The organism is Spirosoma pulveris, from assembly GCF_054781875.1.
Genome location: NZ_BAAGTO010000009.1, coordinates 85,960 through 103,098 on the forward strand (window position 1 = coordinate 85,960; position 17,139 = coordinate 103,098).

Annotated in this window: 9 protein-coding genes; 1 reads left to right on the forward strand and 8 read right to left on the reverse strand. The window is 51.4% G+C overall.

Annotation, left to right across the window (positions count from 1 at the left end; genetic code table 11):
- Positions 1 to 80: 80 nt before the first annotated feature.
- The 3 genes from ACYVJM_RS24510 to ACYVJM_RS24520 all read right to left on the reverse strand — a co-directional run bounded on the left by ACYVJM_RS24510 (position 81) and on the right by ACYVJM_RS24520 (position 3,255).
- The gene (locus ACYVJM_RS24510; protein ID WP_012930087.1) at positions 81 to 587 is read right to left on the reverse strand and encodes a Dps family protein; all 507 of its coding nucleotides are present in this window, start codon (positions 585 to 587) and stop codon (positions 81 to 83) included.
- A 79-nt stretch (positions 588 to 666) separates the two neighbouring features.
- Positions 667 to 1,863 (reverse strand): L-2-hydroxyglutarate oxidase, encoded by a 1,197-nt coding sequence (gene lhgO, locus ACYVJM_RS24515; protein WP_461150875.1) that lies wholly within the window; start codon positions 1,861 to 1,863, stop codon positions 667 to 669.
- A 132-nt stretch (positions 1,864 to 1,995) separates the two neighbouring features.
- Positions 1,996 to 3,255 carry an anthranilate phosphoribosyltransferase gene (locus ACYVJM_RS24520; RefSeq protein WP_461150876.1) on the reverse strand — a complete coding sequence of 420 codons (1,260 nt, stop codon included), beginning with the start codon at positions 3,253 to 3,255 and terminating at the stop codon, positions 1,996 to 1,998.
- 532 nt (positions 3,256 to 3,787) lie between these two features.
- Here ACYVJM_RS24520 and ACYVJM_RS24525 point away from each other — a divergent pair.
- The gene (locus ACYVJM_RS24525; protein WP_461150877.1) at positions 3,788 to 7,345 is read left to right on the forward strand and encodes an SNF2-related protein; all 3,558 of its coding nucleotides are present in this window, start codon (positions 3,788 to 3,790) and stop codon (positions 7,343 to 7,345) included.
- A gap of 38 nt (positions 7,346 to 7,383) precedes the next feature.
- On the opposite strand, the gene ACYVJM_RS24530 is transcribed toward ACYVJM_RS24525, so the two are convergent.
- The 5 genes from ACYVJM_RS24530 to ACYVJM_RS24550 all read right to left on the reverse strand — a co-directional run bounded on the left by ACYVJM_RS24530 (position 7,384) and on the right by ACYVJM_RS24550 (position 17,046).
- Positions 7,384 to 8,760, reverse strand: coding sequence for a Gfo/Idh/MocA family protein (locus ACYVJM_RS24530; RefSeq protein WP_461150878.1), 1,377 nt, complete (start codon positions 8,758 to 8,760; stop codon positions 7,384 to 7,386).
- 157 nt (positions 8,761 to 8,917) lie between these two features.
- Complete coding sequence (locus tag ACYVJM_RS24535) at positions 8,918 to 10,084, reverse strand: alpha/beta hydrolase family protein (protein ID WP_461150879.1); 1,167 nt, start codon at positions 10,082 to 10,084, stop codon at positions 8,918 to 8,920.
- 135 nt (positions 10,085 to 10,219) lie between these two features.
- On the reverse strand, positions 10,220 to 14,002 hold the full coding sequence (locus ACYVJM_RS24540) for a sensor histidine kinase (protein WP_461150880.1): 3,783 nt from the start codon (positions 14,000 to 14,002) through the stop codon (positions 10,220 to 10,222).
- A 280-nt stretch (positions 14,003 to 14,282) separates the two neighbouring features.
- A complete protein-coding gene (locus ACYVJM_RS24545) occupies positions 14,283 to 16,013 on the reverse strand; it encodes a GMC oxidoreductase (RefSeq protein WP_461150881.1) in 1,731 nt (576 codons plus the stop codon).
- 103 nt (positions 16,014 to 16,116) lie between these two features.
- A complete protein-coding gene (locus tag ACYVJM_RS24550; protein WP_461150882.1) occupies positions 16,117 to 17,046 on the reverse strand; it encodes a CPBP family intramembrane glutamic endopeptidase in 930 nt (309 codons plus the stop codon).
- Positions 17,047 to 17,139: the final 93 nt, after the last annotated feature.

Below are 17,139 nucleotides of genomic sequence, written 5' to 3' on the forward strand. Positions count from 1 at the left end.
GTGTTCAACCGGAGATCCCTCCTGCGTCGGGATGACAAAAAATTAGCTTCGGTTACTGCTTCAAAAAGCTCTTATTCACACTAATTCAATTCCCGTGTAGTTTCGAACAGGAACCACACACGACGTTCGGTCTCGTCAATGTACACTTCGAGCAAGCTGGCGGTGGCTACATCTTCAGCGTCGTCGGCTACTTTGTGTGCGTCACGCATGGCTTTCGCCATCTTTTTGTTCTCGTTCATCAGGTCTACGAGCATATCTTTGGGCGCCACGAAATCTTCGTCGTTGTCCTTCACTCGCTGCAACTGGGCAATGTGCGCCACCGACCGAATGGTGTTTTCGCCTAGTTTCCGAACACGTTCGGCGAGCGGGTCTATCGTGGCGAAAATCTGGTCGGCCTGCTCATCAAGTAACAGATGATAGTCGCGGAAATGTCGGCCCGACATGTGCCAGTGATAATTTTTCGTTTTGATATAGAGTGCAAAGGCATCGGCCACCAGCCCGTTTACAGCCTCAGCTACTTTTTGTATGCCTTTGTCTTTGAGGTCGGATGGGGTATCCAGCACCTCTACTTGATGAACAGCTTTCATAAGGTTAATCAGTTAGTCAGCGTAAAAGCTTATACCCATGAAAAACCCTATGCACTTGATATTGTTTGTTAAATCCCACTTAAAATCGGGCGAGCACTTTCTCAGAAACCGTTTTGCCAATTGATAGCGACGAGGTGGCGGCTGGCGAGGGTGCGTTGACCACATTAATAGCCTTATCGCTTTCCAGAATGGCAAAATCATCCAGCAATCCACCGGTACGATCACAAGCCTGCGCCCGGACGCCTGCGCCCCCCGGCTCCAGATCCGACTCCTGAATTTCCGGTATCAGGCCCTGCAAGGCTTTGGTAAAAGCTGCTTTGGAGAACGACCGGTACATTTCGCCCAGACCCGTTTCCCAGTACTTGGCGGCCACTTTCTGAAAGCCCGGCCACGACAGTGTTTCGTAAAATTCTTTCAGATTCACATCCGATTTTTTGTAGCCTTCGCGCTGGAACGCCAGCACCGCATTTGGTCCGGCCTCTACCCCACCGTGAACCATACGTGTGAAGTGAACGCCCAGGAAAGGGAAGTTTGGGTCGGGTACGGGGTAAATCAGGTTTTTGACCAGATATTCTTTCTGCGGTTTGATCTTGAAATACTCCCCCCGAAACGGCACAATGCGTACATCGACGGATTCGCGCTGAGTAAGCTGGGCAATTTTATCGGAATACAGGCCCGCACAGTTCACCACCAGTTTCGTTTCGTAGCGGTTCTTATTCGTTACAACGATGCTCAGGCTATTGCCAGGCGTTACCTGCTCCACGCGTTCGTTTAAGCGGATTTCGCCACCCAGCGACAGAAACTTCTCGGCGTATTTGTCGGACACCTGTTTATAGTCGATGATGCCCGTTTGCGGCACGAACATACCGGCTACACCCGTCACATGCGGCTCAATCTCGCGCATTTCGGCCAGCGATAGCTTTTTCAATCCGCCAAGGCCATTGAGTTGGCCCCGCTCATAGAGGGTATCTAACTGAGGAAGCTCTTCGGGTTTTGTCGCCACGACGATTTTGCCGCAAAGCTCATAAGGGATACCCTCCGCATCGCAGAAGTCGATCAGCATGTGGTAGCCCCGAATGCAGTTGGTGGCTTTCAGGCTACCGGGTTTGTAATACAACCCGGAGTGAATAACTCCGCTGTTATGCCCCGTTTGGTGCCGGGCAACAGCGGCCTCTTTTTCAATTAAAATAACGGATAAGTTCGGCCGTTGCTGCTTTAGTTGAAGCGCGGTGGCTAACCCTACGATGCCCCCGCCAATAATTACTACGTCTGTCATAGCTTGTGTCTGACAGCAAGAGGCTGTCAGCGATGTATAAGTCCGGCAGCCCGGATGTCGGACAAGTTACTGCCGGATACCTCTGCGGAATAGTTAAGCCACAAAGGTACAGTTTTCATGCGAATCAGCCGATTAATGCAGCTGTCCCTCAATCCAGTCGAGCCCCCGGCCGTATAGGGCATGGGCAAATCGAACCCGATTATCAAAGTCCGCATTTCCGGTTTGGCCGGTGGTCATAAACTGCTTGATGAGCCGGGCATTGTCGAGTGCCTGGGGCTGGTCGTATTCAGGTTCCGTTTCGGTACGATAGGCCGCAAATGCGGGCGTATCGCCCTCAAAGTGCTGGAAGAACAAATGACCTTTGGGGGTTCTGACGGCGCACAACACGCCCGTTGCGCGGCTGGTTGATGGGGCCAGACTGCCTTCCAGACCGCGTTTCAGCACAATAACGGCGTCGAATCCGGCCAGCATCGCCAGCTCGGCCATCTTCATCTGATAGGTAATATGAAAAACCGACGTCACCAGAATACGGGCGTGGCAGGGGTTTAGCACTTTTTCGAGGGTAGCCAGAAACGGACGCTTGATCATCGTATGCCGACGCTCGATCCACCGATTAAGCGCGGGCGACAATGCCTTTTGATCCAATACCCAGCCGTACGACGCCAGGGGTGTGTCCAGTTCGTGATTGCTCTGTAGAAACTGGCAACCGAGATTCATGTACAGATCGAGGGTATTCAGCGTAAACTTCGGTCCACCCGAGCGGCCTACCATAGAAATGGCCCCGTAGCCGCGTTTCTGAAAAAACTGCGCCAGCAGGGGCGTAATCAGGTAACTGTTCTCGACACCATCGAAAGGTTCGGCTAGCTGGATCAGCGGCCGGTCGGCGCAGCTTATGGGACCAAATCCGGGCGTAAACGTCCGTTCGGCAGCGCGCATCAGCCCATGGTATTCTTCGTTCGTTTCGTGCCGAACGCGCATGATACTGGCGGCCAGTCCCCGGAATGTTTCGCAGGAGCCGTCGCCAAACAAATAGTCGCCTAATTGCTCGGCTTCGGCAACCTGCAAGTTGGCTCCGCGAACCAGTTTGGTGGCAATGTGGAGCATCCCCTCCGGCAGGTCGGGGCAAATTTTATTGATAAGAAACGTGGGGTGCGAAAACGCCCCTTTCCCGATAACCTCTTCCAGTGTTCGTTCGTCGTCGGTTGGACCTTTGGCCAGTAATGCCCCCAGAAAAGCCCCGCGCTGGAGTGGATGAGAAGTGGGATCGGCCAGCGCAGCGCGGCATTCGGCCAGCATTTCGGGGGTGAGCGGCTTACTGCCATACTTACCAATGCCAATGTGTTTTATACCACGCCCAAGCGGGGTACTGGCGGCCGGTACGTCCAGAACCATAAGATTAACTGGTTTAACTGAGAGATAGGGAGTAGGTAAATATAAGTAAAAAAGGGCGACGATCTAACCGGGCGGTTAGTGAAAATCACTGCGTTAGGAGCCTCTGAGCCATCTTATTGCTAAAGTGTAGTCTATTCGTGTTCCTGTCCAATTCGGTTAATTCTAAAAAGGGTTAGTTTTGGTAAACTGTATCCAAGGCCGTATTCATTAATCGGAACTAATCTGTTTTATGACCTCCCTCCGGCACTGCGTACACACGTAAAAGCACTTTCCTTCCAAACGAGTTTCGACCGTCCTTGTTAGTGTTGAATGAGGTAATGGCTCTAATTCTGGCAAACGTTTTACTAAGGCTCAGCGAACCCATTTGTTCTTATGTGCCTTATGAGTTAAGGAAGCAGATCAGTCGGTTTTTCTTTTTGTGTATAATCCCGATTCATTCGTTCAATTACTAACGAATCGGGCTTGATTGGGTCATTAGTGCTGGCCAATGGCCCAATCGATTATTTTTACGAGGACATTTCAATTCGGTACTATGGCGGAACGAATCACCTACGGCAAAACATGGTGGGGACAACAATGGCTCAATGCGCTAACCAGCATTGACATGGCGAACCGTTTGCCGCGGGGTAAAACTTACGCGAACAAAGGAGCGGTGCAGGGACTGTCTATTTCCCAGAACCAGATCAGTGCGTCGATCAAAGGGAATGCACCCCGGCCCTATAAATCGAAACTATCGGTACCCCTGTTCACCGAATCGGAGAAAGAGTTGCTGTTGACCGAGGTCCGCGATAACCCAGCCACGCTGGCGCAGCTCCTGAACCGCCAGCTCCCCCCCGAACTAACCGAATTTGCAGAGACAACTGGTATACAGTTATTTCCGCATTCGTTCCGGGATTTAGCCATGGGTTGCTCCTGCCCCGACGAAGCTGTGCCCTGTAAGCATCTGGCGGCCGTTATTTACACCATTGCCAATGAGATTGACCGGAATCCGTTTCTGGTTTTTCAGTTGAAAGGCCTCGATATTCTGAGCGAATTACAGAAATTTCAGGTGGAAGGTATCCAGGGCGCGCTCGAAACGGTCCTGTCCTTCAAAGACATCGGTACCGACGACCTGCCCGACGATGAAGACTGGAAACCCGACGAAAAGGCGCAGGCTAATCTGGATTTTGCCACCATTCCGTCGCTGACCGATCAGCTTTTAGGGCTGCTGTCTACCGACGTTACGTTCACCAAAGGCGACTTTCATAAATCCCTGGCACGAGCGTACAAGCTGTTCAGCAAGCCGGTGGAAGTTGACCTGAACGAAGAGCGCAATACCACCAGTGTACCGGCCTTCAGCGACAGCATTGAGTTGCAGCTCGATGAAGTGATGACCGTCAAGAAGATCAATATGTTTAGCGAGCATGGCGAACCCCGGTCCATTCCGGGCTTCGACATGAGCGACCTGATGGCCTGGCTCAACACCCTCACCGAAGCCGACTGGGCCGAAATGAGCGATTCGGTGAGGGGTCTGTACCTAACGATGCAATTTGCAGCCGCGCTGCTTCGCCGGGGTGCCGTTGTGCCCCAACTCCTGCGCGTAGGGCCGACAGAAGAACAGTACCGGGTTCGGTGGCTTCCGGCCACGCTCAACGAGACTGTAAAACGACAAACCGATCTGTTGGCCAGGCAATTACCGCCCACGCTGCTTACGGTGCGCTGGCAAAAGGAATGGCTGGCCCTGCCCGATGAGCAGCAGGTGCTAACCCTTTGTTCGTTGTTCCTGCGCCGGGCCATTAAACCCGCTACGGTTGAACTTTGGGAACGCTGGCCGCTGGAAGATGCCGACCGCCTTTTCTTCGGCGTCGAGACCATCCGTTTTGAAGGTTTTGGCCGGAAAGAGATGCCGCTGGCCATGCAGCTTTGGGTCAATGATTTCTTCCTGACCCATAAGCGGTTCGTGCCCATTCTGGCGGTGGAGGATAGTGAACTGGGCGATGAATTCCGATTGAGTCTACTGATTCGCGATCGCGAAGCCCCCACTCTCAACGGTGCACCGACCGCGCCCATCCCCTTGCCCGACCTGCTCGATAAGGGCATCAACGGTATCGACCGGCAGCAGCGCATTCGAATGGCCGTTTTACAGGATTTATTGGTGCTGGCGCGGCATTTCCCGGATTTGGCGAAACTGACCAAAACGGGTGGACCGGCTTATCTGTCCTATACACCCGAACAATTTGTAAAAGTACTGCTGGAGCAACTACCCCGTATGCAGTTGCTTGGGATTGCGCTGCTCTTGCCGAAGTCGCTCCAGCACTGGGTGCGGCCTCAGGCAGGCGGGCGACTCAAGGCTAAAGCTACGGCCAACGCTGCGTTTATGCGCCTGGACGATATGCTGACGTTCGACTGGCAGATTGCCCTCGGCAGCGATATGGTAAGCGTGAAAGAGTTTCAGAAACTGGTGGGCCGCACCACGGGGCTGGTCAAGATTAAAGACCAGTACGTACTCGTTGACCCAACGGAGTTGAACAAGCTTTACAAACAACTCGAAAACCCACCCGAACTAACCGGCACCGAATTACTCCGGGCGGCTTTGTCGGAAGAGTACAAAGGCAATCGCGTTGGTTTAACGGCTGAGATTCGCGAACTGGTTCGGCAGTTTACCGAGAGTGAATCGCAGCCCCTGCCCGATGCGCTGGATGCTACCCTCCGCCCCTACCAGCAACGGGGCTACGACTGGCTTGTCAAGAACACGGCCCTGGGCATGGGCAGCCTACTGGCCGATGACATGGGCCTTGGCAAAACCCTTCAGGTCATCGCCCTGCTGCTTAAATTCAAGCAGGAAGGTCGGTTTAAGAAACAAAAAGGCCTGGTTGTACTGCCCACGACCCTGTTGACCAACTGGCAGAAAGAAATTGCCCGATTCGCGCCGGAGTTACAGGCCCGAATCTACCACGGCTCCAACCGAAAGCTGCCTACCGAACGCAATGGCGAGTATGACCTGTTGTTAACGACTTACGGCGTTATCCGCAGTGACCTGAATGAACTCAAGAAGATAACCTGGGCGGTGGTGGTCATCGACGAAGCGCAGAACATCAAGAATGCCGATACGGAACAGACGAAAGCCGTCAAATCCCTCAAATCGCCCATTCGGATTGCGCTGAGCGGCACGCCGGTCGAAAACCGGTTGTCGGAGTTCTGGAGCATTATGGACTTCGTGAACAAAGGCTATCTGGGTGGACTGACCAAATTCAACGAAGAGTTCGGGAAGCCGATTCAGCAAGAGCGCGACCACCAGAAACTCGACCAGTTCCGGCGCATCACGAGCCCGTTCCTGCTTCGGCGTGTCAAAACCGACCGCACCATCATCAGCGACCTGCCCGACAAAATCGAGACCAACCAGTTCTGCGCCCTCACTACCGAGCAGGCTGTTTTATACGAAAGTGTGGTTCAGGAGAGTTTACGGGCTATTGAAGAGAAAGACGGCATTGCCCGCCGGGGTCTGGTGCTGAAACTCATGACCGCCCTCAAGCAGATTGGCAACCACCCGCATCAGTATTTGAAGAAAGGCAATGTAGCCCCGGCGCTATCCGGCAAGGCGACGCTGTTGCTCAGCCTGCTCGAAACCATTTACGCCAACCACGAGAAGGTACTGATCTTTACGCAGTACAAAGAAATGGGCGAGCTGCTGACCCAGTTTATTCAGCAGGCATTTGGCACCCAACCCTTGTTTCTGCATGGCGGCACTTCCCGTCCTGAGCGCGACCGCATGGTGGAGCAATTCCAGCGTAACCGCAGTGACCACACGTTCATCCTATCCCTCAAGGCGGGCGGTACGGGGCTCAACCTAACCCAGGCCAACCACGTTATTCACTTCGATCTGTGGTGGAACCCGGCGGTCGAATCGCAAGCCACCGACCGCGCTTTCCGTATCGGCCAGACGAAGAATGTCATGGTTTACCGACTCATGAACCAGGGCACCCTGGAAGAAAAGATCGACGCCATGATCCGCTCCAAACGCGAACTCGCTGACCTCAGCATCAAAACCGGCGAAACCTGGCTCGGCGACCTGAGCGACGATGAATTGAAAGAACTGGTGAGTTTGGGGTAAATAAGTAGAGCCGACCGGGACGGTCGGCTCTACAGTTACTACACCTTCTTCGGATCGGGGTGTGTGTATGGAGAGCGATAGTCGCGCGCCAGCATTTTGGTAGCTTCTTTGTCGCCAACGACTTCGCGCTTCACGGGGTCGTACACCATCGGACGGCCGGTTTTCATAGCCATGTTGGCCAGGATACAGCTTGCCGTTGAGATATGACCCTGCTCGATGTCGGCGACGGGACGGCTGTTTTTCTCGATGGCGTCCAGGAAATTGAGCATGTGCAAACGCGTGGCCGGGGCTGCGTTCAACTCAATTTTCGGGGTTGTATCTTCTGTGACGTCTTCGGGATATTTCTCTTTTTCGAAGAGAACATCAAAGTGTATTTTTTCGCCTTTTCCGTCCGGGATAAAATCGCACTGCATGGTACTACCCCACAGGGTGCCTTTTTCACCATACAGCGTGAATGACCAGGGGTAATCGGGATTGTTGGCTGTTCCCCAGGTCTTATGGTGCCATATGCAGTTCAGATCGTCATATTCAAATATGGCCGACTGGGTGTCCGAAATATTCGATTTGCCTTCTTTCTGCACATAAATACCGCCGTGGGACGTAATCCGCTTTGGCCAGCCCAGACCCAGCATCCAGCGAACGGTATCGAGCATGTGTACGCACATATCGCCCGTAATGCCGTTGCCATATTCCATGAATGTCCGCCACCAGCGAACGTGGGGTAATCCATCGTACGGGCGCAGCGGAGCCGGACCGGTCCACATTTCGTAGTCCAGAAAATCGGGGACAGGCTGCACCGGCGGGTTGCCATTGTTCCGCATGTGCAGATCGCAGGACATTTCTACATGCGATATTTTACCGAGTAATCCGGCATCGACGATTCGCTTTTTGGCATCAATGAGGTGAGGGGTACTTTTGCGCTGCGTACCCACCTGCACCACCTTATTGTACTTCCGGGCGGCAGCTACCATGGCTTCACCTTCCATCACGTCCACGCTAATGGGCTTTTGCACATACACGTGTGACCCTGCTTTTACGCAGTCGATCATCTGAAGCGCGTGCCAGTGATCGGGCGTGCCGATGAGCACAATATCCATCTGGTTTTCGGCCAGCATTTTTTTGTAATCGCCGTACAGCTTGGGCGTTTTACCTGACTTCTGGCGCTGGCTCACCAGTTTGGCGGCACCAGCCAGCATATTTTTGTCGACATCACACAGGGCCACAACCTCTACGGGAGCTACCTGAATAAGTCGCAGCAAATCACTCTTACCGTACCAGCCCGTTCCGATCAGGCCTACGCGATAGGCTTTAGGCGGGTTAATCAAATCCATTCCCCTCGCCCCAAAGGCCGAAAGAGCAAGCGAGGCAGTAGTGCCCTGTATAAAACGACGACGGTTGATATTGAAAAGATCCATGCGAATTAAGGTTTTTTCAGACGGCAGAGCCGGGGGTTTAGGGTAAAAGAATCACGTTTTTCAGACTTAACTAAGCGGCCAGGAAACAGAATCCTGAACACTAAATACAAGTAGGCCCATATACTACTATATCGACATACGATTCAACACCAATAGCTTATTTAAGTAAGGCTGTTACAGCCTCGTCGCCCATAACAGCACGGGCCGGGCGGGGATGGGCCGCATCGAAAGCCGCCAAATCGGTTGGCTCAAGCAGCTTATTGGGACTTTCGTCAATTTGACCGTTCTTCATTACCCGATTCAGATCCAGCTTTAGTTCTTTCGCCAGAAACCGATAGGCAGCCGTCCGCTTGCTGGGACCATAATCATGGCCTTCCGTCGGCAGGTGTACGTTTTCAACCCGGTCTTTCGCGCCGTAATAGCCGTAGATAGCCTGGATATAGGGGAACTCTACATCCGGCGTATTTTTCGTCCAGTCCTTTCCATCCGAGATAAGAATCATGGGTCGTGGTGCGGCTAATGCGGCCAGCTCTACATTGCTGGTCTGGTGGGTAGGGCGCTTATGAATAGGCATGCCGCTCTCGCAGGTACAGCCCCCGAAAAAGTGTGCCGACACCATCACCACCGGTACTGATACCTTGATTCGCTGATCGAGGGCGGTGAGTAAAAACGTTTGCGTGCCCCCACCCGATTCGCCCGACATGGCCACCCGGTTTTTGTCTACTTCGGGCAGGCTGGTCAGGAAATCCAGCGACCGCATACCGTTCAGGGTCTGCAGTTTCAGTGCTTCAGGAATTTTGTGTGACGTCTGCTTCGAATCGCCATAGCCGATCATATCGTATACGAAGACAACAGCACCCATACGGGCCATCGTAGCACATCGCTGCTGGGTCTGCTCCACAAAGCGGGCATCTTCTTTCGGTGTATGCCCATGCGGACACAAAACGGCCGGAATTTTTCCGGTAACGTTTAGGGGTCTGTATAGATTACCCGTCACAAAAACACCGGGTACACTCTCGAAATACACGTTCTCGACCGTATAACCATTCATTTTTTTCAGGCTATGCCTAACAGCCTGAAGCGGGGCAAATTTTGGTTTGTCGGGCAGTTGCATCCCTTCGCGAATGCCCTGCCGAATGAGTTTGGCGCGGGCTTCCCAACTAGCGCGATCGTGGTGGGTTTGGGCAAAGGTTTTCAAGGCCGCGGCACCTTCCGCTTCGGTGAAATATGCTCCCTGGCATAAATCCGGCCGGGCCGGGTTAGGCTGGGCAAAAGCGGTTATTGTGCCCGCCAGATAGGGAATGATGAGGGATCGGAGGTTCATGGCATGTAGTAATTTTATTGAATGCGAAAACAGGAAAACCCCCGTATCGGGTAGTCATCGCTTGTTTGATGCATGTGCGTTTAAAACAAAACCAAAAGATGGCTCTGCTAAACTCTTACTCCATAACCCATTGGCTTATAACTCAACTTTACTCACCAGTGTGGTTGGCGCGCTCTCCTGAGCGACTGGCTCCGGAGATACCAGTGGCAGCGTTATTGTGAACGTAGTTCCTTTTTTCTCCTGGCTCTCCAGTTCCAGCTTGCCTCCGTGGCAATCCACAAATTGGCGGGCAATAACCAGGCCTAAACCAGTACCCTGTATGCCATTGGTATTACTCCCCCGAAAAAATGCCTGGAAAAGTGACGACTGTTCGCGCACAGGGATGCCTATACCCGTATCGATCACTTGCATTACCAGATTATCGGGATTGAAAATGACACGAAGGATGGGCGATGTAGTAGCCGAAAATTTAAAGGCATTCGACAATAAATTCATCAGTACATGTCCCATCAGTTTGGCATCCAGAATTACCCATCGGGGCGTTCCTTCAATGACCAACTGAACACTACGATGATCGGCCCGTTCGCTGAAATGGGTTTCGATCAGGGTTGCGCAAAGGGCTATCACATCTTCTGAACGAGGGACGTAGGTTATCTTGCCCGCTTCAATCTGACCAATGGTCAGGACGTCGGTCAGGAGTGAGCCAAACTGATTGATCTGCTTTTCAATTACCGTCAGGTGCTTTTGAATGGAAGTGCGGGCACTGGCAGCCGGTGCGTCGAGGTACATTTTGATCAACTCAACGCTCGACTGAATGGTCGTTAATGGCGTACGGAACTCGTGCGAGGCCGTCGAAACAAACTGCGACTTGAGTTGATTTAACTCCTGCTCCCGAAGAAGCGACTTCTGCAAAACGAACTCCCTCTCTTTCTGAACAGTCACATCACTGGCGATACCAATGTGCCGCACCGCCTGCCCGGCTTCATCGCGGATGGTAAAGCTGCGAATCAACAGCCAGCGCAACGGCGCATCTTTAGCTTGTAGCCTGTAATACAACTCCCCGTCTATGCCGGCTTTATATTGTTCGATGAATGTCAAAACCGCAGAACGATCTTCGGGCAGGACAGTCTCCATAAACAAGAGCGGGCTTTCTTTTAATTGCTCAAGGGTGGTGTTCCAGACCCGTTTAAAGGCCGCGTTGACATAGAGTAACTGAAAAGGGTTGGCCGAATGAATCCAGAATACTTCGTCTACATTTTCGGCAATTTCCTGAAAGCGCTGCTCACTTTCCTGCAATTGCTGCTGAGCGGTCTGCTGTTCTACCTTAGCCTGAAGTAACTGTACGTGAAGTGCCTGGTCCTGTAACTCCTGCTTTTGCTGAAGTACCTCACTGGTTCGTGCCTGAACCTCTCTTTGTAAATATACCTGTAGCTTTTCTATGCTGTTAACCCGCATGCGATAGACGCTATAGAGCGCTCCTAACAGAAACAGGACCACCAACGTTTTAAACCACCAGGTGAGCCAGTAAGGGGGCGTAATAACAACCGTCAGAGACGCTCCCTTTGTGTTCCATAGACCATCATTATTGGAGGCTTTTACCCGGAAGGTATACGTTCCGGGGTCCAGATTCGTGTAGGTTGCGGTTCGCTTTGTTCCAATGTAATTCCATCCATTATCGAAGCCTTCCAGTTTATAGGCATACTGGTTTTTTTCCGGAACTGTATAATTAAGTGCGGCAAATTCGAATGAAAATACGGACTCTTTGTAGGATAGCGTAATCAGGTCTGCTTCGCTGATGTGCTTGTGAATGAACTGGTTTCTATCGTTAACGGAAATCGATTTGTTGAAAACGAGGAAATCGGTGATGTGGACCGGCGGAACAAATGTATTACTCTGCAAACTATCCGGATAAAAGGTACTGAACCCGTTCACACCACCAAAAAATATTTGCCCATCTGCGGTCTGGAAGCTGGAATTATCCCGAAACTCACTTCCCTGCAATCCATCCGAGTAATTAAAATTCTGGAATGTTCCCAGTTTGGGGTCGAATCGGGAGAGACCATTATTTGTACTTAGCCAAAGGTTATTTTTTCGATCTTTCTGAATGGCAAAAACAATGTTGCTGGCCAGTCCTTCTTTTTCAGTATAGGCTTTGAAGGTTTGTTTAGCGGTGTCGAAATAATTGATTCCACCGCCTACGGTACCAATCCACATATTTCCGTTATCGGCCCTCAGAATAGACTGCACATTATCGTTGGACAGGCTATGTTTATTTCGGGAGTCATGTTGATAGCGTATAAATCGTTGATGCACGCGATCGAGCCGGTTCAGACCTTTGTAAGTACCAACCCAGATATTGCCTTTGTCGTCCTGAGAAACAGTCGTTACAATATCATCACTGATACTGGTCTTATCGTTGGGATCTGTACGGTAATGCGTAAACGTTTTATCCTTAACATTATAAAAGTTAAGTCCGCCTTTCCAGGTGCCTATCCAGATGTTACCGTCCCGGTCTTTGAACAGGTTGTTCACATCGGATATGGATAAGCTCTGCTGATCGTGTGCTTTGGGTAAATGGTGTTCGAAGACGCCGGTTTTGACGTTAAAAAAATCAAATCCGCCGTTATGATAGCCAAGAGCCAGAACATCAGGCGATACCCGAACCACGGATATGACATGATTGTTGCTGAGTGAATTAGGGTTTTTATCAGCGTGCTTGTAAAGCGTAAAGCTTTTTGTTTTCCGATCAAATAGATTCAGTCCCCCGCCATCGGTTCCAATCCAGATCTTATTTCCCGTCGGATCGCCTGAGATAGACAGTACCACATTATTACTCAGGCTTCGCGGATCGTTGGCAATCTGCCGATAAGAGACAAATTTCTTACCAAACCTGGGTACAAAATTTACTCCTCCGGCATACGTACCAATCCAGATGTTGTCGGCATTATCCCTATAAATAGAATACACCGAATTGTTATTGAGGGTAGATGTATCGTCGGGATTGTTCTGATAGGTAGTAAATGTAGCTGTGGGTTTGTCATACACACTTATCCCTCCGTTTTCGGTACCAATCCACAAATTACCGTTCCTGTCTTCCATTAAGGAAAGAATATCGTTGTGGGCGATACTCCGGCTATCGTGCGGATTGTGCAGGAAACTATGAAATGAATCGTCTTTTTGATTGTAGACCGACAGCCCGCCCCCGTGCGTTCCTATCCAGATAGCCCCTGTCCTGTCTTTATACAGTTTCTTTATCCAATCGGACTGTAACCCAGCCAGAGAGGCCGGTTTCCTGAAATAGCTGACAATCCTGCCGGTGGCAACAGTATACCGGTACAACCCTTTTTCCGTCCCAATCCATAGGTCACCCTTGTTATCTTCTACGATACTGGTAATATACTTAGTATGCCTGCTTAACTCTTTGTCGAGCGGTGGCTGGGGTTTATATGTGCCGTTTCCGGGGTCCAGTAAAAATAGGCCCCGGTCAGTTCCTACCCATAGTCGGTTCTTACTATCCTGAAAAAGATCGTTGATACTATACCTTAACTTACCATTCTGGTAATGAACAAAACTCTCCTTCGCCCTGTCGAACCGATCTAATCCATTTTCTGTCCCAATCCACAGATTTCCGCCTTTATCTTCCAGTAGAGCATGTACATAGCTGTTACAAATACTATTTTTATTGTCGAGCTCCTGCTTGTAGTGCGTAAAGGTGTAGCCGTCGTATTTATTAAGGCCATCTTCACTGCCAAACCACATAAAGCCCTTTTTGTCCTTAAGAATGGCGCTAACCTGGCTTTGTGAAAGACCCTGATCTGTCGTTAAATGGCTGAAGTTAATAGGTTGCGCGCGTAAAGTAAATGCGGTAAAGCTTATAGCCCATAGCCAAACAATAGCAGCAGTATATGTTGGTTTCATCAATCAAATCGCCTATAATAATCTGGTTGCAAGCGTTTTTCCATTCACTACCAGGATTTACCCGTGTGCGTCTTGTTGAGTAATGTGTAACCTAACTATGCCCGCTTTACTTTTTGTTAATTAACCCGGCCTCGATTCTACATTTAAAATGTATACACACTTAATAGGCTGAGCTGAGGTTAATTACATGGCACTATTCATCCCTAAATAGTAAATCCATTTATAAATATAACACCTATATATATATTATTATCAAATTAACTATAGATAAGGTTACTCGTTAGTGCTTAATGTCTCCACGCTTCAGCGCTTTTACGGCATAATCGGCGGCTCGTGCAGACAAAGCCATGTACGTTAGTGATGGATTCTGGCAAGGCGACGAGGTCATGGAAGCCCCATCGGTGCAGAATACATTTTTTGCAATATGATGCTGGTTAAACTTGTTGAAAACCGAGTTGTCTGGTGATGTTCCCATGCGGGCGGTACCCATTTCGTGAATGCTCAGGCCCGGATGCGCCTGCGCATCAAAGCCATTGATATTCGAGAACCCGGACTTTTCTAACATCTGAATGGCCTGCTCCTGCGCGTCTTTCCGCATGAGGGTTTCGTTTTCCCGGTAGTGAACATCCATTTTCAAGACGGGCTGGCCCCATTTGTCTTTCACATCATTCGTCAGATACACGCGGTTATCTTCATAGGGCATACATTCGCCAAAGGCATCGAGCGTAATCTTCCAGTTGCCAAACTGCGTGGCTTTTTCTTTGAAGTCGGCCCCAAACCCGTCGTCGTGGTAAGCGTGGTCCCAGTTTTCGCGACTGGTGTACACTTCAAAGCCGTATCCGCGCTTAAAGGGCTGGCTGGACTGTCCGGGCAAGTTCCGAAAGCGGGGAATGTATAGCCCGGCCGGATGCCGACCATAGTAATATTTATCCAGATCGTGTTCGTAATCGGCGGTGGCTCCTACATGAAAATGGTGGTCCATCAGGTTCCGGCCCAACTGTCCGCTATCGTCCATCCCGTTCGGAAAACGGTTCGATTTGGAGTTCATCAGAATGAACGTCGATCCCAGCGCCGAGGCATTCAGAAAAATAATACTGGCCTTAAACTCGTGCCATTCATGCGTCTGCTCGTCAATGACCCGAACGCCCGTAGCCCGGCCCGTCTTCTCATCATACACAATGGAATTGACGATAGAATGCGGCCGAACGGTGAGCCGTTTGGTTCGTCGGGCAGCGGGCAGCGTGGCCGACTGTGTGCTGAAGTACGCCCCGTATGGACAGCCGCGCATGCACAAGTTCCGAAACTGGCATTTGGCGCGCCCCAACTTTGTCTGCTCCGGTGTGGGCGCGGTCAGGTGGGCCGCCCGCGCCGATATCACTTTCCGGTCGGGAAACTGACCATTAACGGATTGGCGCAGATGAGCTTCTACGCAATTATCGGGCAGAGCAGGCTGGAACTGGCCGTCGGGCAGCTGCGGCAGGCCGTCGCGGTCACCGGCAATACCGGCAAACTTTTCGACATAATCGTACCAGGGCGCAATGTCTTTATAGCGAATGGGCCAGTCGGTGGCGATACCTTCCCGAGCGTTGGCCTCAAAATCGAGATCGGAGAAGCGGAACGAGTAGCGGCCCCACATCAGCGATTTCCCACCCACATGATACCCCCGAATCCAGTCGAACGGCTTTTCTTCAACGTACGGATTCTCCAGGTCATTGACGAAGTGCTGGTGCGTAGCTTCCGTAATGGTAAAGCCGGTTCGGTTCTGAATGGGGTATTTCTTAAGCTCATCCAGCGGCATAGTCTGATTCCGATGCGGAAAATCCCACGGATTCATGGTGGCCGTGTGATAATCCGACACGTGTTCGATCATGCGCCCCCGTTCGAGCAGCAGCACGTTCAGCCCCTTTTCGCAAAGCTCCTTCGCCGACCACCCGCCACTGATGCCAGAGCCAACAACGATGGCGTCGAATTTTTTGCCGGATGGAATGGGTGACTGGGGTAAGTGGGTCATGGTGTTAGTTTATTGCGCTATAGTTAACTTAAAACGTATGTGGTGCTGTTGTAGTACCGGCCGGTGTAATAACTGGTCCTTCGCCCGACCGGGACAGCCGGCCCTACTTGCTTTGCAAAAAGGCGGCAATTTCCATGCCCCACGCAATGCCGATGTGAATAAGCAAACCGCCCCAGATGCTCCGGGTACTTAAGGCCAGAACGCCTAGCAAATAACCTCCGAACAACGATGAAACAGCCTCTCCCAACGGGCGTCCGAAATGAATGGAGCAGTACCAGACAACCATGGGCAATACTGCTCCACCGCCTAAAACTTTACGCATACCAATAACGAGGAAGCCCCGAAAGAGGAGCTCTGTTGGCACGAAGTCCCAGCCGTAACAAAGCTCGTAAACAAGTGCGGTTATCCACTCAGGGACGCCGAAAAACTCGTTGGCATTGGTATCGTGGTAGGTTGGGTACGATTGCAGGAAGTCGGGCTGGAACGAAGCCAGCGTAATGAGCGGGAGCATCATGGCCAGCATGAGCGCGTACAGCACAAGCCCCTTTCGCTTGGGAGCCATCCCGTAGAAACTGCTGGGGTATGGGTCGATAAGTTTATAAAACAGGTACAACGGCAGAACAATCGTCAGTACCGATTGCAGGTTATGCAGGCAGTAGTACGCAAACACATAGATCTGCCCATCGAAGAGCTGTCTACTCCAGCCGCTGTGGGCGTAAAAACCGGCGTAGACCGAATAGCAAACCAGCGCCGTTCCGCTGCGGAGCCAGAACTCACGGTTGCGCCAGGTGTCGGGTCGATCATGAAAATGAGTCCAGAGCCATACGCTGCCGTAATAAGCCGTTGCGTAAAGACAGAAATACAGCACCGGCCAGATGGGTTTTCCCTGATGCGCGTCGATGTAGTGGTCTTCGAAGTCGACGTAATAGTTGACGGCGAGGAGCAATGCCACCCAAAGTGCGGTGGCAATGTAAAGATCAGGTCGAAAGTCGGTGCGGAGGTGGTCGCGCAGGTCGCGCCAGAGGGCTTTCACAGAATATCAACTAGGCTCTTTTTGGACCAGAATACGTTTGAATAGGGCGTAATTGTAATGCCGACCATGCCTGCCGATTGTGAAGCCAGATAG